The following is a 21,122-nucleotide window of genomic DNA, read 5'->3' as shown; positions in this document are numbered from 1 at the left end:
CCGGAAACTCGGGTGCGTTTTGTCGGTGGGCCCGACTACGGTCGGTTGGGTGCTGACGCTGCTACGGTACGGAGTGCGGGTTGCGCCTGGAGGCACCCTTCTGACGATGGGTCTTGCCGTCCTCGGTTCGGTGCTGGGGATGGCGGTCACGTTGCTGACCGGTCAGGTCGTCGGGGCGGTTCCAGGGGTGATCGACGGCGGCCCGGACGCGATGCCGATCGGTGAGTTCGGTTGGCTGCTGGGCGGCCTGCTCGCGGTCTTCGTGATCGACAGCCTGACCCCGGCGCTGCATCAGGTCGCGTCGCTGGTGATGGACGCCGGCGTGGTCCGCGCGATCGGTACCGGCATCACCCAGCCGCTGCTCAAGCCGCGCCGGATCGAGCACCTCGAAGACTCCGAAGTACTCGACGTCCAGGAGCGAGCGAAGGGCCAGGGCGGTTTCCATCTCGCGCAGGGGCTCGGGCAGCTGCCGTGGCTGATCGCGAGCCGGGTGACGCTGGTCGGTTCCGCGGTGATCGTCGGCGCGATGTTCGCGTGGTGGGTGGCCGCGATGCTGGTCGCGGTCACGATCCTCCTGGAGTGGTACGGCGGTCGCCTGATCGAGCGTGAGGTCGACGTCTGGTGGGGCAACACGGAGGAGCAGCGCCGGGCGCACTACCTCTTCAATCTGGGCATGCGGGACGCGCCGAAGGAACTGCGCGTGTTCGGTCTGCACCGGTGGCTCGTCGAGCGGTACGTCGGCGACTGGACGGCCGGCTACCGCCCGGTGTGGGCGCGCCGCAAACGGAACGCGAAGTGGTCGCTGCTGATCGGTGGCGTCCATCTGATCGCGAACGGCGTCGCGATCCTCGCCGTCGGTCGCGCCGCCTACAACGGCACGCTGCCGCTCACGCAGGTCGCGACCACGTTGCCGGCGATCCTCGCGATCGGTCAGGCGAACAACGGGTACGGCGTCGCGCAGGTACGGCGCGGACTCTCGGCGTACCGCGCGATGCGGGACCTCCCGGCGACGATCGCCGAACGGCACCCGGAGCCGGTGGTGAGCACGAAGCACCGGATCGAGACGATGCCGGCCCGCGAGATCCGGTTCGAGAAGGTGAGCTTCCACTACCCGGGCTCCGACCTCGCCGTACTCCGCGACCTCGACCTCACGATCCGCGCGCACGAAGCGCTCGCGCTGGTCGGCGTCAACGGCGCCGGCAAGTCCACGCTGGTGAAGCTGCTCGGCGGCGCGTACCGGCCGACGAGCGGCCGGATCCTCGTCGACGGTGTCGATCTCGCGGATCTGGACCTGGCCGCGTGGCAGCGGCGGGTGGCGGCGATCGTGCAGGACTTCCTGCGGTTCCCGTTGTCGGTGACGGACAACGTCGTGTTCGGCGCGGTCGAGCGCGCGGGTGACGAGCTCACACTCGCTAGAGTCGCGCGCGAGTCCGGGATCGACGAGGTGGTGCGCCGCCTGCCGAAAGGCTGGGACACCGTGCTGGACAAGACGTTCGACGGCGGCGTCGACCTGTCCGGCGGCGAGTGGCAGCGGGTCGCGCTGGCCCGGGCGTTGTTCGCGGTGCACGCGGGCGCGGGTGTCCTGGTGCTGGACGAGCCGGCCGCCGCGCTCGACGTACGCGCCGAGGCGGAGCTGGTCGAACGCTATCTGGAGCTGACCTCCGGTGTGGCGTCGCTGATCATCTCGCACCGGTTCTCGGTGGTGCGCAACGCGGACCGGATCTGCGTGCTGTCCGACGGCCGGATCGTCGAGGACGGCACGCACGAGGAGCTGCTCGCCCACGACGGCGAGTACGCCGGGATGTTCCGGCTCCAGGCCGAGCGCTATGTCACGGGGACGGAGCCAGTCGATGCGTAGCCTGCGGATCCTGTGGTTGTGGCTGTCCACGTCGTTCCGGGCCGCGCCCGGTCTGATGGCGATCTCGACCGTGCTGGTCGCGGCGCGCGCGATCACGGCACCGACCCAGACGTATGGCGTGAGCCGGCTCGTCGACGGGATCGCCTCGGACCGGTCGAGCACGATCGCGCTGGGGATCGCGATCATCGTCGGCGGCCTCGCGGTGTCGTTCCTCGCCGACGGACTCGGGTGGCCGTTGCAGGACACCGCGCAGGAGCGGATGGCCGGCCGCGTGCACGCGGACCTGCTGGACGTGACGACCGGGATCCCCGGGTTGTCGCACCACGAGCGTCCTGACGTCGCCGACCGGCTCGAGCTGGTGCGCGAGAAGGCGTGGCGGATGGGTGTCGGCGCCGAGGTGCTGTTGTGGGCGTTCGGGACGGTGACCAACACCATCACGGTCCTCACGCTGCTCGGGTCGGTGCATCCGGTGCTGCTCCTGCTGCCGTTGCTGGGCGGTGCGCGGATCTGGTCGGCGTACCTGAGCAGCACGCGGCAGAGCAAGGCGTGGGAGGACTCGATGCCGCAGGAGCGGCTCGTCGACAAGCTGATCGAGATGGCGAAGGACCCGCGGACCGGTCTGGAGCTGCGGGTGTTCGGGCTCGGAAAGGTGTTGCTGGACAAGATCTTCGCGTTGCAGACGCAGCGGTTCGACCGCCGGGTCGAGGCGGCCCGCTGGGGTGGCAAGGTGGACGGCTCGGTGCGGCTCGCGTTCGGTCTCGCGTACGCCGCGGCGATCGTCTGGGTCGTGGTCCGCGCCCGGCACGGGCAGGCCTCGGCGGGCGACGTCGTCCTCGTCCTGCTGCTCGCGCCGCAGGTCGATCAGATGACCGGCGGTATCGCGCAGAACGTGTACTGGGTCGGTGAGGTCATGCGGAGCTTCGGCCGGTACGACTGGCTGCGCGAGTACGCGAAGCAGAACTCGTGGCGCTCCAGCGTCGCGGCGGCGCCCGACCGGATCACGACCGGTATCGAGTTGCGGAACGTCGGATTCTCCTATCCTGGTTCGGATTCCGCGGTCCTCAGCGACCTGAACCTGACTGTTCCGGCCGGTTCGGCGGTCGCGCTGGTGGGGGAGAACGGCGCAGGTAAGACCACGCTGGTCAAACTGCTCGCCCGGATGTACGACCCGACGACCGGCAAGATCCTCGTCGACGGTGTAGACCTGGCGACGGTGCGGCCGGACGCGTGGCGGTCGCAGCTGTCGGCGGGGTTCCAGGATTTCGTGAAGTTCGAGTTCACCGCGCGGGAGGTCGTCGGGATCGGCGACATCGAGCGGGCCGCGGACGAGGACGCGGTCCGGACAGCCGTCGTACGCGGCGATGCCGAGTCGGTGATCGCGGGGCTGCCGCGCGGGCTGGATTCTCAACTGGGCAAGAAGTTCACCGACGGCGTCGAGCTGTCCGGCGGGCAGTGGCAGCGGCTCGCACTGGCCCGGGCGTTCATGCGCGAACGCCCGCTGCTCCTGCTGCTCGACGAGCCCACGGCGGCCCTCGATCCGGAGGCCGAGCACCGCCTCTACGAGCAGTACGCGTCCGCCGCGAAGATCGCCGCCGCCGAGACCGGCGGCATCACCGTGCTGGTTTCGCACCGCTTCTCCACCGTCCGCATGGCCGACCTCATCGTGGTCATGCACAACGGCCGCGTCGAAGAGGTAGGCACCCACGAGAACCTCCTCACCGCCGGCGGCCGCTACGCCGAACTCTTCGAACTCCAGGCCCGGGCCTACCGCTGACGGTCACAGGAGAGGTGCCTGTGCTGTCTCAACAGGTATGAACCAGCGCATCGACACAATTGACAGCCTTCACGAACACCTGCAGTGGGCGATCGAGCTCGAGCACGCCACGCTCCCGCCGTACCTGTGTGCCCTGTACTCGCTGGACCCGGAGCGGAATCCGGACGCGGTTGAGGTGGTGAGCAGTGTGTTCGTCGAGGAGATGATCCATCTCTCGCTCGCGTGCAACCTGCTGAACGCCGTCGGTGGTGGGCCGCGCCTGGACGCCCCGGAGCTGCTGCCGGGGTATCCGCGCCAACTGCCGCACGGCGCGATCGATCTGGAGCTCCTGCCGTTCGGGCCGGACGCGCTCGAGATGTTCCTGCGGCTCGAGCTGCCCGAGGCGCCGACTGCGGTCGCCGAGTCCGACCACTACGAGACGATCGGCCAGTTCTACGACGCGATCGAGGAGGGACTCCGCTATCTCGCGGAGACACTCGGCGAGGACAAGCTGTTCTCCGGTGACCCCAAGCGCCAGGTGACCGCGGGCCCGTTCCACCACAGTGCCGGAGCGGTGCAGCCGGTCACCAATCTGGAGTCCGCGCTCGACGCACTGGAGGAGATCGTCGAGCAGGGTGAGGGCACGGCGCGCGGCGAGGTCTGGGACGGTGACCGCGACATCTTCCACCCGGACCGCGACGAGGTCGCGCACTACTACCGCTTCCAGGAGCTGAAGCTCGGCCGCCGCTACCAGCGCGGCGACACCCCGCAGTCCGGTCCGACGGGCGAGCCCGTGACCGTCGATCTGGCCGGCGTCTCACCGATGCAGCCGAACCCGCGCCGCTCCACCGATCCACAGATCCGTGCCGCGCAGGAGGAGTTCGACGCTACCTACTGCACGCTGCTTTTCCTGCTGGAGCGGGCGTTCACCGGCGAACCCGCGCTGATCCGCGACGCGACCCGCGCGATGTTCGGGCTGAAGTCCGAGGTCCTGAAGCTGATGCGGCTGAGCGAGGACGAGAACACCACCGCCGGGCCGACCTTCCAGTACGTCGAACCCGGGCAGCGCGACTGAGAAGGTCCTGAGAGCTGAACTGAAAGGAGTTCACCCCAGTTCGCCAATAGTTAACCTTCGGTCTTCACTCCTAGGTACATTGCTTCCTAATGTATTAACCATGGACGCACCGCCCTCTGTCCGTGCCCGCGGCATCACCAAGTACTTCGGTGAGGTCGTCGCACTCGACAGCGTCGACCTCGACGTCGCACCCGGCCAGGTCCACGGCCTGGTGGGACCCAATGGAGCCGGCAAGACCACGCTCCTCGGACTGCTGCTCGGTCTCGCCGTTCCCGACCGCGGCGACCTGGAGATTCTCGGTACGCCGGTCGGGCGCGCCCTCGCCGTACCCGACGGTGTCGCCGGCTTCGTCGACGGCCCCGGCCTGTACCCGTCGATGACCGCCAAGCAGAACCTGGCCGCCCTGGCCCGGCTGCGTGGTGATCGCACGACGAGCATCGACGACGCGATCGACCAGGTCGGCCTGACCGATGTGGCCGACGACCGGGTTCGCGGGTTCTCGCTCGGCATGCGTCAGCGCCTCGGTCTCGCCGCGGCCCTGCTCACCAAGCCGCGGCTGCTGATCCTCGACGAACCGTCGAACGGTCTCGACCCGGCCGGGAAGAAGCACGTGTACGGCGTCCTCACCCGGCTGGCCGCGGACGGTACGGCGGTGATGCTGTCGAGCCACCGGATGGACGACGTCGAAGCGCTCTGCTCCGAGGTGACGATCCTGTCGACCGGACGCGTCGCGTTCTCGGGCCCGATCAGCAAGCTGGCCTCGGAGGACAGCGAACTCGACTACCGCGTCCGCACCTCCGACCCGGCCGCTGCTCGTCGCATCGCCCGCGAGACCAAGGGCATCCGGCTGCGCGATCAGGAGCCGGACGGCGTCGAGCTGCTGGTGATCTCGTCGGCGGTGCCGGCGCTGGACGAGTTTGTGAAGCGGCTGGTCCGCGACGACATCGCCGTCCGCGAACTCGCACCGGTGGTGTCGCCGCTCGAAGCCGCCTTCATCGCCCTCACCGAGCAGCAGGAGACCAACTGATGACGGCCACCGTGGCTGCGCCCGAGACCCAAGACAGCCCGGTCGTCCGCCGGGTGCCGATCGTTCGCGGGTATCGCTTCGAGCTCGTCAAACTGCTCACGCAGTGGCGGGTCCGGGTACTGATCGTCGCGTGCTGTCTGGCGCCCGCTCTCTTCGTCGCCGTCGTGAGCCAGCAGGCCTCGCTGCCGGTCGACACGCTGTTCGGTCGCTGGATGCATGCCACCGGATGGGCCGGCCCGCTGGTCCTGCTGGGTTTCTCCGGTTCCTGGGCGTTGCCGCTCCTGACATCGCTGATCGCCGGTGACGTCTTCGCGGCCGAGGACCGCCTCGGCACCTGGCGCCATCTGCTGGTGGCGGTCCGGTCGCCGCGCCGGATCTTCGTCGCGAAGGCGCTGTCCAGCCTGACCGTGATCCTGGTCCTGGTGATCGGCCTGGTCGTGTCGAGCACGATCAGCGGGCTGCTGGTCGTCGGCAACCGGCAGCTGATCGGTCTCGACGGTCACCTGCTCGCACCGGGCAGCGCGGCCGGCACCGTCTTCCTCGCGTGGCTGTGCGCCCTCGCGCCGACGCTCGCGCTCGCCGCGATCGGACTGCTGGGTTCGGTCGCGCTCGGTCGATCGCCGATGGGACTGTTGCTCCCGGCGGTCGTCGCGCTCGCGATGCAGATAGTTCAGCAACTGCCGGTCCCGGTCGCCTTCCGTCTCGCGCTTCCCGGTTACGCGTTCATCAGCTGGAACGGCCTCTTCACCCAGCCGGCGCAGCTCGGCCCGCTGCTGATCGGCGTGATCGTCAGCCTGGTCTGGGCCGTCGTCGCGACCGGCCTCGCGTACGTGATCTTCGTACGCCGTGACTTCACCAACCCGACCGACGACGGGACCGGACGTCTCGCGTTGACGGCCGGCCTGCTGCCCCTCGTCGTACTGCTCGGGGTCACCACGGCGGCCGTCGCTCCGGTGACCGGCTTCGGGTCGGGGATCGATCAGGACAAGGTGCAGCGGGCGCTCGCGGTCGAGTTCGCGCACCTCTACCGGCTGCAGACCAAGCAGCTGAACCGTGCCGACGTGACCGAGGAACAACTGCAGAGCGCCGCCGAGTGCACCAAGGGCGGCGACCAGGTCGCCGCACGCGGACCCGGCAACGACTGGCGCTGCGTCGTGAGCTGGCACATCCCCGGAGTGCAAGCGGCCGGTTCGGCGATCTACCAACTCGACATCAACCCACTCGGTCGGTACGTCGCCGACGGGGACGGACCGAAAGAAGTTAACGGCTTCTTCCTGGTCCGCACCCCGTCCGGGGACGAACCGAACCCCCTGTGGCAGTTCGACGGCAATATCGAACTGCTACCTGCCAACTGAAGCCCCAACCGAAGGGACAACTCCCATGCAGGTAACACGCCATCGCAGGCGTGACGACGAGGGCTCGCCAAGTCCCCTCCGGCGGAGAGTACCACTGGTCACGGCCGGGGCTGCGGCCGTTGCGGTGGCTCTGGCGGGCACCGCCGTCGCCTCGACGACCGGCTTCGGTCACGACCAGGTCGGGCAGGTCACCGACAAGGGTGAGGTGATCTCGTCCGACCAGTACATCAAGCCGATCGGCGACCGTCTCGTCCTCCAGAAGGGCAAGATCATGTCGTCCACGGTCAGCCCGGACGGCAGCCACCTGGCGGCTTCCGTGACCGACGGCGGGATGGCGCTCGCGATCATCGACCTGAAGAACTGGAAGGTCCAGCAGTACGTCGGCAACAACGCCGCCGCGGATCTCAAGATCCCCGGCAACGACGTCGGCCAGGAAGGTCCGACGTACTCGCCGGACGGTTCGCAGGTCTGGCTGGGGCAGACCGACGGCTACCGGAAGTTCAGCGTGAATTCGGACGGATCGCTCGCGAACCCGACGTTCGTGGCGATCCCCGCCGACGGCGACAAGCACTCACTGGCGGCCGAGGCAGTGTTCTCCGCGGACAGCTCCACCGTGTACTCCGCGGTCAACGGCCAGAACCGGGTCGTCGCGATCGACACCGCGACCGGGGCGATCAAGCAGAGCTGGGCGACCGGCAACGCGCCCCGCGACCTGGTTGTCGTCGGCAACAAGCTGTACGTGAGCAACGAGGGCGGGCGGACCGCGCGACCGGGTGACCCGACGATCAACTCGTACGGCACCCAGGTGGTCGCGAACCAGAACGCGATCACCACGACCGGTACGGTCAGCGTGATCGACCTGGCGAACCCGGCCGCGGCCGTCGGCAGCATCGATGTCGGTCTGCACCCGACCGCGCTGTACGCGAAGTACGGCGTCGTGTTCGTCACCAACACCGCCACCAACAGCGTGTCCGTCATCGACACCAAGCGCGGCAAGGTCGTCCAGACGATCGCCACACAGCCGTGGCCGGAGGCCTCCGTGGGCTACGAGCCGGACGGCGTGACGCTGACCGACGACGGCCACTTGCTGGTGTCGCTAGGCCGCGCGAACGCGGTCGCGGTCTACAAGTACCGCAATCCGCTCGAGCCGGTCAGCTATGTCGGCCTGCTGCCGACGGACTACTTCCCGGCGGAAGTCGCGCAGGTGGGCAAGGACATCGTGGTGTCCAACACCCGAGGCATCGACGCGCGCCGCGAGACGACGGCCGCCGGACGCGGCACGCACGACACCACGTCGAGCCTGACCAAGTTCCAGTTGCCCGACGACCACGCGATCAAGAAGTACACGCAGACGGTCTTCGACCAGAACGGCTGGACGAAGGGCTCCGCCCAGGTCGCCACGGACGCGGGCCGGCGCAAGCCGGTGCCGGTCCCGGCGAAGCTCGGCGACCCGTCGACGATCAAGCACGTCTTCCTGATAGTCAAGGAGAACCGGACCTACGACCAGCTGTACGGCGACATCCCCGAGGGCAACGGCGACCCGGCGCTGGCGCAGTACGGCGAGAACGTCACGCCGAACCAGCACGCGCTGGCCAAGCAGTTCGGGCTGTACGACAACACCTACGACATCGGCACGAACTCCGCCGAGGGGCACAACTGGCTGATGCAGGCCGACAACCCGGAGTACACCGAGTCCTCGGCCGGTGAGTACCTGCGCAGCTACGACACCGAGAACGATGCCCTCGGCCACCAGAAGAGCGGTTTCCTCTGGACCGGTGTGCAGGCGGCCGGCAAGTCGGTGAAGAACTTCGGCGAGTTCCTGTCGATCGAGCAGAAGCCCGCCGACGGCACCTGGCAGAACTACTACTGCGACACCAAGAACATCATCGCGACCGGGGCGGACCCGAAGTACCCGATCACGATCGGGTCGGCGATCCCGTCCTTGAACAACGTGTCGGTGCAGGGCTTCCCGCAGTTCGACACCAGCGTCCCGGACATCTACAAGACCGAGATCTGGCGCAAGGACTTTCTGAAAAACGGCCCCGCGAACCTGAACATGTTCTGGCTCTCCAACGACCACACCGGTGGTCCTGCCAACGGTCCGGCGCAGGTCGCCGACAACGACCTGGCCACCGGCCGGATCGTCGACCAGATCACCCACAGCAAGTACTGGAAGGACTCGGCGATCTTCGTCGTCGAGGACGACTCGCAGGCCGGTCTCGACCACGTCGACGGTCACCGGGCGCCGATCCAGATCATCAGCCCGTACGCGCAGCACGGTGCGGTGGACAGCCACTACTACACGCAGATCACGATGATCCGGACGATCGAGCAGATCCTCGGGATGAAGCCGATGAACCAGAAGGACACCGCGGCCACCCCGATGTACGGCGCGTTCACCAGCAAGCCGAACTACACGCCGTTCACCGCGCTCCCGAACCGGGTGCCGCTGACCGACGGCCTGAAGACCCCGCCGTCCTGCGGTCTCGATGTGCCGGCGGCGCAGAACCCGGCGGTCGCGGCGGCGCCGACGGTGACCGTCCCGGCCGGTATGGAGTCGATGGCGGCACAGTGGTCGGCGTGGAAGGACCAGCAGCGGACCACCGGCCCGAACGCTCGCGCCGACTTCGCGAACCCGGCCCAGATGAACCACTACAACTGGTACGAGGCGCACAACTGGTCCCTGCCGTACCCCGGCGAGACCCAGATCGTCGCACCGCAGAACGTTCCGGGTGCGGTGATCCCGGCCGCCGAGAACGACGGCTGACACCTTCGACCGGTAGAAAGAGCGCATGCCTGAACGACCGTCGCGGGCGTCGGCCCGGATCGAGCAACCCGCCGATCCGGCCGACGTTCGCGCGGTCGGTTACGGCCCGGACGACGTACCGGTGGTGCCGGAGAAGTACGCCGGCCTGCCGGTGCACAAGGAACAGTCCGGGCGAGCCGGCCACTGGAACGCCGACCTGATGAAGCCCGAGCCGTCGGCCGTGTACGTCGTCGACGACCGCTACCTGTACGCGACCGACAAGTCCGGCCGGGTGACGCACGCGGAAGGCTGGCTCGGCTGGCTGCCGGCGGAGGAGAACGACGAGCGCCGCAACCTGACCGCGCAACGAGAGGCCGGCGAGCCCGACCGGCAACCGACCGACGACGGCGGTCACCTGTTCGCGACGGTGTTCGACGGCCCGGGCGAGTCGATCAACGTCACCGCCCAGTCGCAGGAGCAGAACCGCGCGCAGGCCGGAAGCAAGAACTGGCGTGCGATGGAGCAGACCTGGCAGGCGATGCGTGCCTCCGGCATCCAGGTGCACGCCGCCATCGACGTCCGGCACGCGAACCGTACGACGGATCGCCCGTCGTCCCGCACCGTCGTGGACCGGCACGACGGCAAGCACTCCCCGCGGCGTATCTTCAGGGAAACAAAACCCCGGGAGCGTGGATGAGCGAGATCGGCGTCATCGACACGATCGCCCGTGCCCTGGTCGCGGACCTGCCGGCCGGGTGGCGTGAGGTCAGTGCGGTCTACCGGGCGACGACGTCGTACGCCGAATTGGACGGCGAGGTCGACGGCGCGCAACTGGATCCGTTGCCGGACGGGCTCGAGGATCACTTCGAGGAGTTGCGGCGGGAGATGTACCAGCCGGGCAAGGGGACCTGGCTGACGGCGAAGGTGACGGTGACGTCGGCCGGGCACTTCGCGACGGACTTCGACTACGACAGCAAGCCGGAGTGGTCGATCCCTGTCGACGCAACGATCTACGCGGCGGACCTGGCCGCGTTTCCCCGGGACGCCGAGCACACGCCCGACTGGCTGCAGTAATTCGGTGGCAGCCCACCGGACCGGGTGGTAGCGTCGCCGGTCTGTCTTTTCGGGATCGAATCGAACCGGATGGATCTGCTCCGGGGCGGGACCCAGCTCACGATTCGAGGGCTCTTCGACAATGGTCGAACCGGAAGTAGCAACCGAGCGCGCCTATCTCTCCACCGCCCGCACCGCGCTCCGCGGGATGTACGCCGAGGTCGTGGACCGTGAGGTCCAGAAAATCGGCGGCGAGGACAACGACGAACGCTTCACCAACGAAGCCAACCAGCGGGCCAAGGAGATGCGCACCCACGCGCTCCTCGACCTGCCCGACGTACCACTGTTCTTCGGCCGGCTCGACTACGAGCACGGCACCATCGAGGACCTGGACCAGATCTATATCGGCCGCCGGCACGTCCACGACGGCACCGGGGTACCGCTGGTGATCGACTGGCGCGCACCGGTGTCGGTGCCGTTCTACCGGGCGACCCACAGCGACCGGCAGCACGTGCTGATGCGCCGCCGGTACGGCTTCTCCGACCACGCGGAGCTGACCGGTTTCGAGGACGAGCCGCTGACCGGGGTCGTCGAGTCCGACCACGCGGACGCGTTCCTGCGGTCCGAGATCGAACGGCCGCGGACCGGCCCGATGCGCGACATCGTGGCCACGATCCAGCCGGAACAGGACGACCTGGTCCGTGCGCCGCTGCACCCGAGCGTCTGCGTGCAGGGCGCGCCCGGCACCGGCAAGACCGCTGTCGGTCTGCACCGCGTCGCGTACCTGCTCTACACCGAACGCGAACGCCTCGGCCGGGGCGGCGTCGTGATCGTCGGACCGAACCGCTCCTTCCTGTCGTACATCCGCAAGGTGCTGCCCGCGCTGGGCGAGGTCGACGTCCGGCAGATCACGATCGACGAGCTGCTCACGCGGCCTGCCGCGGCCGCCGACCCGACGGACGCCGAGCGGCTGAAGGGCGACGCGCGGATGGCCGACGTACTGCGCCGCGCGTTGTGGTCGTACGTCGGTACGCCGACCGAGGGAGTCCTGTACAGCAAGGGATCCCGGCGTTACCGGGTGCACGACTACGAGGTCGTCGACATCGTGTCGGACCTGCGCGAGTCGACCCGGTACGCGCCCGGGAGGAACGCGCTCGCACAGCGGATCGCGCATGTCGTGCTGGTCCGGATGGAGGAGCGGGCCGAGTCGCCGGACGACCGGGTGCAGAACGCGGTCGCACGGTCGAAGCCGGTGAAGGACGTCCTCGACTCGGTCTGGCCGCGGGTCGCCCCCGAGCAGGTGCTGCACCGGCTCTTCTCGGACGCGGACTTCCTGGCCGCCGCGGCCCCGGACCTGACCGGCGACGACCGTACGGCGTTGCTCTGGCCGAAACCGCCGCGCTCGTGGAAGTCGGCGAAGTGGTCGTTCGCGGACACCGTCCTGCTCGACGAGCTCGAGGACCTGATCGAGCGGCGGACCGGCTCGCTCGGGCATCTCGTCCTGGACGAGGCGCAGGACCTGTCGGCGATGCAGTTGCGGGCGCTCGGCCGGCGCTGCCGGACGGGATCGGCCACGGTGCTCGGCGATCTCGCGCAGGCGACGACGCCGTGGGCCGCTGGGTCGTGGGATCGCGTGCTCGGGCATCTCGACAAGGGCGACGGGGTCGTGGCCGAGCTCGACCGCGGGTTCCGGGTGCCGGAGCAGATCATCAGGTTCGCGGCGAAGCTGCTGCCCGAGATCGCGCCGACGCTCGGCGTACCGACTGGCGTCCGGACGGTCGCCGACGCGCTGAGCATCGTCTCGGCCAGCGAGGCCACGCTCGCGGACGAGGTGGTGGCGGGCTGCCGGGCCGCGCTGGCCGGTGAAGGATCGGTTGCACTGATCGCCGCCGACGATCAGGTCGGCCGGCTGCGGGACGCGCTGGCAGCCGCGGGGCTGGAGGTCGCGCTGATCGGCGAGACCGAGGACGAAATCGACACCGTGCGCCTGGTGTGCGTGCCGGCCACGCTCGCCAAGGGTCTGGAGTTCGACGCGGTCGTGGTCGCCGAGCCCGCCCACATCGTCGCCGCAGAGCCGCGCGGTCTGCACCGGCTGTACGTCGTCCTCACCCGAGCGGTCAGCCGCCTGCAGATCATCCACGCCGAACCACTGCCAGGCGCCTTGGCCTGATCGCGGCGCTATCGTCCGGTGTGCACGCAGCCGGATCGGGGAGGCGCAAGTGAGCGGTTTGATCGTCCTGATGGTGATCGCCGTGCTGCTGGTCGTGGCGGCGATCGTGTGGGGGATCGTCGCGCTCGTCCGCCGCCAGCAGTACATCGGGTCGATCCGGCAGCGGGGCTGGAGTTTCGTCGACAGCCCGGCGTTCGACGCGGTGGCCCGGCTGAGCAATCCGCCGTTCGGCGTCGGGTTCCTGCGCAAACCCGACGACCAGATCACCGGGCTGACCACGGCCGGCCGTCCGTTCCAGGTGATCGAGTACAAGTCGACGTACTGGTCGGGCTGGGTGGGCATGGTGACGTTGGCGCGGCGGCTCCCCGAACTGTGGATCACCGGCGGCGAGACGGCACCGCGGTACGGCGTACTCGCGCACGGCGTACTCGCTCCGGCGCAGCTCGGGCCGGGCTGGCAGGTCGGCGCGATGGACCCAGCGTTCGCGCAGGAGGTGATGACGTCCGGGCTGTGCACGCAGCTGAACGTGCTGGCAGCCGGGCAGCCGGGCGTGAATCTCGGCGTCGACGGCGACCAGATCGTCGTCCTGAATCCGCCCCGCAAGGAGCTCGATCAGCTCGGCCCGTGGCTGGAGCAGCTCGGCGCGATCGCGGCGGCGATCGACGCGACGCCGCTCGACCACTGGATCCAGCCGGAGCCGGAGCCGCGGCTGAGGTTCTACCACCACCCGGACTGGTACTGGATCGGCGTCGACGACAACCTGCTGCAGTACACGCCGGTCCGCCGTGGCGGGTACGGTCACCGCACCGACGAGGTGATCCGCGGGCGGGACGGCGACGGGCCTCCCTTCGTAGCGTTCAAGCATCACTGGAAGACCTCGCACACTGAGTCGTACACCGACAGCAACGGCAACTCGCAGACGCGGACCGTGGTCGAGAACCACTCGGAGCCGATCCTCGGCTTCCAGCTGCCGGCCCGGATGCCGCAGCTCAGCGTCGGGCCGAAGGGTTTCCGCGACGGCATCAGCTTCGAGAGCGCGGCCTTCAACGACCGGTTCGCGGTGCACTCGGCGGACACGAAGTTCGCGTACGACGTGATGCATCCGCGCCAGATGGAGTACCTGATGGCGACGCCGGGCGCGCCGTTCCGGATCGTCGAGGACTGGGTCTGGTTCACGCCGGGGGAGCACAGCCAGCCCGCGATCGCCTTCTGCGCGGCGTACCTGCGCGGCTTCCTGGGCTGGGTCCCGCGGTTCGTCTGGCGCAACCTCGGCCTGCCGGACACGCCGTACCCAACCCTCGAGACAACCGTCGGGTAGGGAATGCGGTTGCCGCTCACGTGGTTGAGTGTGACCGTGTTGAGTCAACGAACCGTCGTCATCTTCGGCGCCAGCGGCGACCTGAGCTCCCGGTTGCTGCTGCCCGGCCTGGGCAGTCTGCTCGCCGGCCCGCGCGCCTCCGCCGTGCGGATCATCGGCACCGGCCGGTCGCCGCTCGCGGCGGACGACTGGACGGACCGCGTCCGGACGGCCTTCGCCTCGCAAGGGGAGATCGGTCCGGTTGCGGCGGAGACCCTCGCGACCACGCAGTACGTCGCCGGTGACCCGACGGACCCCGCGCACCTGCGGGCGCTCCTCGAGCTCGCCGGTCCGGCGCCGGTGCTGTACTTCTCGCTGCCGCCGGCCGTGGCAACCGCGATCGTCGAGACGCTCCAGCGGGTCGAGCTCCCGGAGGGCACCGAGCTGGCGTTCGAGAAGCCGTTCGGTACCGACGCCGCGTCCGCGGCCGCGCTGAACAAGCTGGTCGGGTCGCTCGTGCCCGAGGAGAACGTGCATCGCGTCGACCACTTCCTCGGTCGGACCGCCGTCCTGAACCTGATCGGCCTGCGGTTCGCGAACCGGCTGTTCGAGCCGGTCTGGAACGCCGAACACATCGAGAGTGTCGAGATCGTGTACGACGAGACGCTCGGCCTGGAGGGTCGCGCGCAGTACTACGACAACGCGGGCGCGCTGGTGGACATGATCCAGAGTCACCTGCTGCTCGTCCTCGCCCTGCTCGCGATGGACGCACCGGCCACGATGGACGCGGTCGAGGTGCGCAGCGAGATGGCTCGGGCGCTGCGCAGTACGCGCCTGTACCGGGGCTCCGGGATCGAGGCGAGCCGGCGGGCGCGGTACACGGCGGGTGTCGCGGGCGGTCGCGTTGTTCCGGCGTACGCCGGTGAATCGGGAGTGGACCCGGAGCGGGAGACCGAGACGCTGGCCGAGGTGACGGTCGAGGTGGGTACCAACCGGTGGGCGGGTGTGCCGTTCACGCTGCGGTCGGGGAAGGCGCTGGGGACCGCGCGCAAGGAGATCGTGATCAAGTTCAAGCCGCTGCGGCACCTGCCGTCCGGGCTGCATGGCGGGCGCGATGGCGAGACCTTGCGGATCGGGCTGAACCCGGGTGAGTTGTCGCTGTCTGTTCCGGCGCTCGGCGTCGACGGGCCGTACACGATGGGTCAGGTGTTCTTGGACGCGACGCTGCCGTCGGCGTCGGTGCTCCCGTACGGCGAGGTGCTGAACGGGATCCTGCGGGGTGATCCGCTGCTCTCGGTGCGTGGAGACGTGGCTGAGCGCTGCTGGGAGATCGTCGAGCCGGTGGTTGCGGCGTGGAAGGCTGACGAGGTGCCGCTGGAGGAGTACGAGGCGGGGTCCGACGGGCCTGCGGAGTGGCAGGACCCCCGGGAGTCCGCTGCCTGAAACCAGGGACTCTCCCTGGGGCGACCGGTGGTCCCGAGCTGAAGAGTGGTGCCGACAACGAACCACTCTCCAGACGAGGTCCCCGAATCGTGAAAATCCCCCGCCGCCCGCTACTCGCCGCAACTGCGGCGGCCGCCGCGCTGTCGGCCGCCACCGCCCTGACAATCTCCACCAGCGGCCTCCCCACAGCCGACGCGACCACCACCGCAACCACGGCGACCTCCGCCGGGGGTCCTCTTGTTGTGACGGGTGATGGGGTTGTCCGGGGGGTGAGTGTTGATGGCACGTACTCGTTCCGGGGGTTGCCGTTTGCTGCGGCTCCTACGGGCAACCTCCGGTGGCGGGCGCCGCAGCCTGCCGCGAGTTGGCGGGGTGTGCGGGACGCGACGGCGTACGGACCGGGCTGTCCGCAGGCGCCGAGCGTGGTGACACCTGCTCAACTGTCCGAGGACTGCCTGTTCCTCAACGTCTCCACGCCTGCACTGAGGGCGGTGGCGAAGAAGCCTGTCGTGGTGTGGATCCACGGCGGCGGACTGACCGCGGACACCGGGGCCAACTACGACGGCACCAAGCTCGCGAAGGCCGGTGCGGTCGTCGTGACCGTCAACTACCGGCTAGGAGCCCTGGGATTCCTCGCCCACCCGGCGCTGGCATCGAGGGGAGCGGCCGGCAACTACGGCCTGATGGACCAGCAGGCCGCCCTCCGCTGGGTACAGCGCAACATCGCCCAGTTCGGCGGCGACCCGCACAACGTCACGATCGCCGGTGAGTCGGCGGGCGGCCTGTCGGTGCTCGCCCACGTCACCTCGCGCAGCTCCAAGGGACTGTTCCAGCGAGCCATCGTCGAGAGCGGCGCGTTTGCACTGGAGCAGGAGCCGCGGGCGAAGGCGGAGACGTCCGGCAAGGAGTTCGCGACGAAGGTCGGCTGCGCGGACCAGTCCGCGGAGTGCCTGCGGAACGTTCCGGTGCAGACTCTCGTAGACAACGTCGACTCAGCGAGTGCCACGATCCCCGGCGTGATCGACGGAGCAGTGCTGAAGGAATCGATCGGTACGGCGCTCGCTGCCGGCCGCTTCAACCACGTGACGATCCTCAACGGCAGCAACCACGACGAAGAGGCGCTCTTCACCCTCGGCGGCCGAGTCGTCAGCCGCGGCTACAACGTCCCCTACACCACCCCGGTCACAGCAGCGAACTACGAGACCAACATCGCCACCGCGCTCCGGGTATCACCCACCCAAGCCGCAACCATCGCCGCCGACTACCCCCTCACCGCCTACCCGACACCCGACAAGGCATTCGGCACGTTGGTCGGCGACGCGACCTTCGCCTGCGGCGCGGCCCAGGTGAACACGTGGGCTGCCCGCCGAGTCCCGACGTACGGCTATGAGTTCAACGACGACACCGCGCCGTTCCTCTTCGCCCCGCCCGGCCTGCTCTCGGTCGCGACGCACGGCTCCGAGATGTGGTACCTGTTCGACCTCCCGAACGCTCCCTTCCCGGTCCCGCTGAACGCCGAGCAGACCGCACTGGCCGACTCGATGCGTGCCGCCTGGGTCAACTTCGCGAAGACCGGCAACCCGTCGACGCACGCCGTCAACTGGCCCCGGTACGGACACACCGGCAAGGTCCTGTCGCTGGAGCTCCCGGCAGCACAGGTCTCGACGGACTTCGCGGCCCGTCATCACTGCACCACTTTCGCACAGAATCTTGACAAGGTTAAGTAATAGTTCCAATATCCTATCCGATTCGGTTCTCTCGATGAATTTCTCTGGGAAGAGGTCACCGCCATGACCAGATCCGTTCGGAGCAGGGTGTTGCGGGCCGCGCTTGCGGGGCTCGTGGTCGCCGGGCTGCTGCCGGCAGGTTTGAGTACGTCGACAGCAGCACCAGCCACCACGAGCGTGACCGCGGCGACCGAGATGCCCGGTCCCGCGGGCGACAAGGCCGCCCGGCCCTACATGGGCTGGAGCAGCTACAGCATGCAGGTCTACAACCCGAACGGCGGCAGCTGGATCACGGCGGATCAGCTGATCGCCCAGTCCGACGCGATGCACGCGAAGCTGCAGCCGTACGGGTACGAGTACATCAACATCGACGCCGGCTGGAACGACGGTATCGACGCGTACGGCCGGCCGACGCCGAGCAAGAAGCTCTACCCGAACGGCCTGCAGGCGGTCATCGACCACATCCACGCCAACGGCCAGAAGGTCGGCCTCTACACGATCCCCGGGATCAGCAAGGCCGTCATCGACGCGAAGCTGCCGATCTACGGCGCCCCGGGCTGCACGACCGGCGACCTGCCGGTGCTGCCGCTGCAGAAGGGCGACTACTGGGGGATCGGTTACCGCATCGACTTCTCGAAGCCGTGCGCGCAGAAGTACGTCGACTCGATCGCGGACCTGTTCGGCTCCTGGGGCCTGGACTTCCTCAAGTTCGACAGCGTCACCCCGGGTTCGGGGATCAGCGACCTGTCGCTGGATGCCCGCGACGACGTGAAGGCCTGGTCGCAGGCCCTGAAGCGGCACAACATCTGGTTCGAGCTGTCCTGGGCGCTGGACATCAACTACGCCGACTACTGGAAGCAGTACGCGAACGGCTGGCGCGTCGACTGGGACGTCGAGTGCTACTGCACGGGGACGGCGCTGACCGCCTGGCCGAACATCAACCGGTTGTTCCCGAAGCTTGCCGAATGGTGGCGGCACGCGGGACCGGGCGGCTGGAACGACCTCGACTCGCTCGACGTCGGCAACGGCCAGATGGACGGTATGACCAAGGACGAACGGCGTACGGCGGCAACGCTCTGGGCAGTGTCCGCGGCCCCGATGTACGTCGGCAACGACATGACCAAGCTGGACTCGTACGGGCTCGAACTGCTGACCAACCGTGAGGTGATCGCGGTCAACCAGGCCGGCCGCCCGGCGCACCCGCTGTCCATGAAGACGAACCGGCAGACGTGGTTCGCGCTGAACCCGGACAGCTCGTACACCGTTGCCCTGTTCAACCTCGGCCAGACCGACGCGGACATGACGGTGAACTTCGCCGACCTCGGCCTGAACGGCGCCGGCAAGGTCCGTGACCTGTGGGCGCGCAAGGATCTCGGCACGTTCGCGTCCGGCTTCACCGCCAAGGACGTCCCGATCCACGGGGTCCGGCTGCTGAAGGTCACGCCGCAGAAGAACTCGGCGATCAGCGTCAACGACGACGACCAGCGCGTGGCGTACGACGGCGCGTGGGAGCGCAACAAGAACTACGAAGTACCCGCGGTCTCGCAGGCGCTGACCGTCGGCGTCACTGAGTCCTCGGCGAAGGCCGCCGACCTTCCGACGCGGACCGTCGAGGTCAACAACAACAGCCCGGAGATCGTCTACTCCGGCAACTGGAACTACAGCTCGGGGCGTGGTCTCGGCGACTATCAGGACGACGTGCAATGGACCGAGGGGAACGGCGACTCGTTCTCGTACAGCTTCGTCGGCACCGGCGTCGACTACGTGACCGAGACCGATCCGGGGCAGGGTGACGTCGACATCTACATCGACGGCGAGTTCAAGCAGACCGTGAGTACGTACATGGATCCGGCGGAAGGGCACAACAAACCGCAGCAGGTCGTCTACAGCGTCTCGGATCTGCCGAACGGCAGCCACACGATCCGCGCCGTGAAGAAGTCCGGCCAGTTCATGCTGCTCGACAAGCTGAACATCCGGCAGGAGAGCCTGCTGAACCCGGACACCGCGACGTTCGACAAGAACGCGCCGGCCGATGTCAGCGTGCAGCTCGGACGCGACCCGGGCGAGCTGGACGGGATCGCGAAGGCCGGCCAGGACCTGGTGAAGGGCACGGACTACACGGTCAGCGGTAACACCGTGACGATCAGCAAGTCCTACCTGGCGAACCTGCCGGTCGGGAACACGGCGCTCGACGTCAGGTTCCGCGGCGACTACCGCGACGACATCCACGCCACCAAGGCCGACGGTGCGTCGGTCAGCCTCACGTTCACCGGGACCGGCGTCGAGTGGAGTACGGCGCTCGCACCGGATCAGGGCGACGCGGACGTGTACGTCGACGGCAAGCTCGTACGCCGGGTGAACCTGCACAACGACACCCGGGTGACGAACCGGACGGTGTTCACCGCGACCGGGCTGCGGAACGCGCAACACGTCGTACGCATCGTCAAGGTGAACGGCGACGTACTCCGCAGCGACACCATCCGCTACTCCATCGCCAAGTAATACAAGTCTTTCGGCGGGTGGTGGTCCTTCGAGGCCGCCACCCGCTGTTGTGTCGCCGGGGTCACAGAAACCGGGTAGCTCTGACTGACTGATCAGTCAGTTACTTTGTTAGGCTTGCCTCTGGGGGATCGAGCGCGCATCCCTGTCGGATGAATGAGGTGCCGCCTATGTGGTTGAGCGATGTGACCGTTTCACGCCGGCGCGGCCGCCGCCGGGAGGACTCCAGGCTGGCCGACCACGTCGATCGGCTGGGCGAGGAGCACCCGCCGATCCCGCTCGGCAGTGTCGACTACTCGATGAAGAAGCCCAGCCTGCTGGCCGAGCGGTTCGGGCCGGTGCTGGCCTACATGACCCGGGTCGAGCTCGAGGTCGAGCGCAACGTGCTGGAACTGAACATCCTGCTGCCCGATCCGCCCGAGGTCGACCGGCACTTCTACGCCGACGTATGGATGCCGCAGGAGACCCGCCACGGGCAGATCCTCGACAAGCTGCAGGAGCTGCTCGGCGTCGAACCGCACGAACCGAACCTGACCGACGTCTCGTTCAGCCTGAAGTTCCTCGGCGCGCTCGGCCGGGTGCCCGGTGTGCAGGACATCAGCCGGATGCTCTACTACCTGACCGGGCTGGCCACCGAGCGTTCCGCGGTGCTTGCCTACAACAAGCTTCACGCCGGGCTGGTCGAGCTCGGTGAGCGGGCCGTCGCGGCCACGGTGGTCGCGCCGATCCGCCGCCAGGAGCCCGGGCACTTCGCGTACTACCAGATGGCCGCGCAGCAGCTGTGGGATCAGCTGTCGGGATGGCAGAAGTCGCTGACGCGCGGCCTGCGGAAGCGTACGTTCGAAGTGGTCGGCGCCTACAACAAGCGTCAGGTGACCGAGTTCGGGGACGTGATGGACAAGCTGAACATCAGTGACGGCGGTGAGGCGGAGCTGCGCGAGTACGCGCGGCAGGTCGGGCGAGCGGAGTACGAGTTGATGTTCGCGCAGCGGCAGGGTATGCGAGTACCGGACTATGTCTTCAAGGCCCTCAAGCGAGCCGCTGTGCTCGCCGCTGAACGGAAAGGTGAAGTCTGGCCCGCCGCCCAACCGGCAGGCACATGACCGCACAAGCGCATAC

Annotated in this window: 14 protein-coding genes; all 14 read left to right on the top strand. The window is 68.4% G+C overall.

The genetic code is table 11. The annotated features are described in order from the left end of the window. Positions 1–106 precede the first annotated feature (106 nt). The 14 genes from E0H92_RS38510 to E0H92_RS38445 all read left to right on the top strand — a co-directional run bounded on the left by E0H92_RS38510 (position 107) and on the right by E0H92_RS38445 (position 21,106). Positions 107–1,858, top strand: coding sequence for an ABC transporter ATP-binding protein (locus E0H92_RS38510; RefSeq protein WP_131499764.1), 1,752 nt, complete (start codon positions 107–109; stop codon positions 1,856–1,858). Further along, positions 1,851–3,632 carry an ABC transporter ATP-binding protein gene (locus tag E0H92_RS38505; RefSeq protein ID WP_131499763.1) on the top strand — a complete coding sequence of 594 codons (1,782 nt, stop codon included), beginning with the start codon at positions 1,851–1,853 and terminating at the stop codon, positions 3,630–3,632. Before E0H92_RS38510 ends, E0H92_RS38505 begins: the two co-directional genes overlap by 8 nt. A 37-nt stretch (positions 3,633–3,669) precedes the next feature. Next, the gene (locus E0H92_RS38500; RefSeq protein ID WP_131499762.1) at positions 3,670–4,686 is read left to right on the top strand and encodes a ferritin-like domain-containing protein; all 1,017 of its coding nucleotides are present in this window, start codon (positions 3,670–3,672) and stop codon (positions 4,684–4,686) included. A gap of 100 nt (positions 4,687–4,786) precedes the next feature. Next, complete coding sequence (locus E0H92_RS38495; RefSeq protein ID WP_131499761.1) at positions 4,787–5,713, top strand: ABC transporter ATP-binding protein; 927 nt, start codon at positions 4,787–4,789, stop codon at positions 5,711–5,713. Then, positions 5,713–7,068, top strand: a complete 1,356-nt coding sequence (locus tag E0H92_RS38490; RefSeq protein WP_131499760.1) for an ABC transporter permease — start codon at positions 5,713–5,715, stop codon at positions 7,066–7,068. Before E0H92_RS38495 ends, E0H92_RS38490 begins: the two co-directional genes overlap by 1 nt. A 124-nt stretch (positions 7,069–7,192) precedes the next feature. Beyond that, complete coding sequence (locus E0H92_RS38485; RefSeq protein ID WP_238173783.1) at positions 7,193–9,835, top strand: bifunctional YncE family protein/alkaline phosphatase family protein; 2,643 nt, start codon at positions 7,193–7,195, stop codon at positions 9,833–9,835. A 25-nt stretch (positions 9,836–9,860) separates the two neighbouring features. After that, positions 9,861–10,511 (top strand): DNA/RNA non-specific endonuclease, encoded by a 651-nt coding sequence (locus E0H92_RS38480; RefSeq protein WP_131461109.1) that lies wholly within the window; start codon positions 9,861–9,863, stop codon positions 10,509–10,511. Next, positions 10,508–10,888, top strand: a complete 381-nt coding sequence (locus E0H92_RS38475) for an antitoxin YezG family protein (RefSeq protein ID WP_131461110.1) — start codon at positions 10,508–10,510, stop codon at positions 10,886–10,888. Before E0H92_RS38480 ends, E0H92_RS38475 begins: the two co-directional genes overlap by 4 nt. Positions 10,889–11,009: 121 nt before the next feature. Further along, positions 11,010–13,037, top strand: a complete 2,028-nt coding sequence (locus tag E0H92_RS38470) for a HelD family protein (RefSeq protein ID WP_131499758.1) — start codon at positions 11,010–11,012, stop codon at positions 13,035–13,037. A gap of 49 nt (positions 13,038–13,086) precedes the next feature. Continuing rightward, positions 13,087–14,355: a hypothetical protein gene (locus E0H92_RS38465; RefSeq protein WP_238173782.1), complete on the top strand. Its 1,269-nt coding sequence runs from the start codon at positions 13,087–13,089 to the stop codon at positions 14,353–14,355. Between the two features lie 36 nt (positions 14,356–14,391). Then, positions 14,392–15,777 carry a glucose-6-phosphate dehydrogenase gene (locus tag E0H92_RS38460; RefSeq protein WP_202874038.1) on the top strand — a complete coding sequence of 462 codons (1,386 nt, stop codon included), beginning with the start codon at positions 14,392–14,394 and terminating at the stop codon, positions 15,775–15,777. Further along, positions 15,747–17,504, top strand: coding sequence for a carboxylesterase/lipase family protein (locus tag E0H92_RS38455; protein ID WP_131499756.1), 1,758 nt, complete (start codon positions 15,747–15,749; stop codon positions 17,502–17,504). Before E0H92_RS38460 ends, E0H92_RS38455 begins: the two co-directional genes overlap by 31 nt. A gap of 63 nt (positions 17,505–17,567) precedes the next feature. Then, positions 17,568–20,006 carry a X2-like carbohydrate binding domain-containing protein gene (locus E0H92_RS38450; protein ID WP_131499755.1) on the top strand — a complete coding sequence of 813 codons (2,439 nt, stop codon included), beginning with the start codon at positions 17,568–17,570 and terminating at the stop codon, positions 20,004–20,006. 167 nt (positions 20,007–20,173) lie between these two features. Then, positions 20,174–21,106: a GTP-binding protein LepA gene (locus E0H92_RS38445; RefSeq protein WP_131461115.1), complete on the top strand. Its 933-nt coding sequence runs from the start codon at positions 20,174–20,176 to the stop codon at positions 21,104–21,106. Positions 21,107–21,122: the final 16 nt, after the last annotated feature.

Source organism: Kribbella speibonae (assembly GCF_004331375.1).
Taxonomy (GTDB): Bacteria; Actinomycetota; Actinomycetes; order Propionibacteriales; family Kribbellaceae; genus Kribbella; species Kribbella sindirgiensis.
This window is presented reverse-complemented; position numbering and strand designations above follow the sequence as displayed.

Excerpts from the sequence above, each read along its gene's own strand:
- E0H92_RS38475 (WP_131461110.1), top strand. The coding sequence starts at position 10,508 with ATGAGCGAGATCGGCGTCATCGACACGATCGCCCGTGCCCTGGTCGCG.
- E0H92_RS38505 (WP_131499763.1), top strand. The coding sequence starts at position 1,851 with ATGCGTAGCCTGCGGATCCTGTGGTTGTGGCTGTCCACGTCGTTCCGG.
- E0H92_RS38450 (WP_131499755.1), top strand. The coding sequence starts at position 17,568 with ATGACCAGATCCGTTCGGAGCAGGGTGTTGCGGGCCGCGCTTGCGGGG.
- E0H92_RS38510 (WP_131499764.1), top strand. The coding sequence starts at position 107 with ATGGGTCTTGCCGTCCTCGGTTCGGTGCTGGGGATGGCGGTCACGTTG.
- E0H92_RS38470 (WP_131499758.1), top strand. The coding sequence starts at position 11,010 with ATGGTCGAACCGGAAGTAGCAACCGAGCGCGCCTATCTCTCCACCGCC.
- E0H92_RS38500 (WP_131499762.1), top strand. The coding sequence starts at position 3,670 with ATGAACCAGCGCATCGACACAATTGACAGCCTTCACGAACACCTGCAG.
- E0H92_RS38445 (WP_131461115.1), top strand. The coding sequence starts at position 20,174 with ATGTGGTTGAGCGATGTGACCGTTTCACGCCGGCGCGGCCGCCGCCGG.
- E0H92_RS38495 (WP_131499761.1), top strand. The coding sequence starts at position 4,787 with ATGGACGCACCGCCCTCTGTCCGTGCCCGCGGCATCACCAAGTACTTC.
- E0H92_RS38480 (WP_131461109.1), top strand. The coding sequence starts at position 9,861 with ATGCCTGAACGACCGTCGCGGGCGTCGGCCCGGATCGAGCAACCCGCC.
- E0H92_RS38490 (WP_131499760.1), top strand. The coding sequence starts at position 5,713 with ATGACGGCCACCGTGGCTGCGCCCGAGACCCAAGACAGCCCGGTCGTC.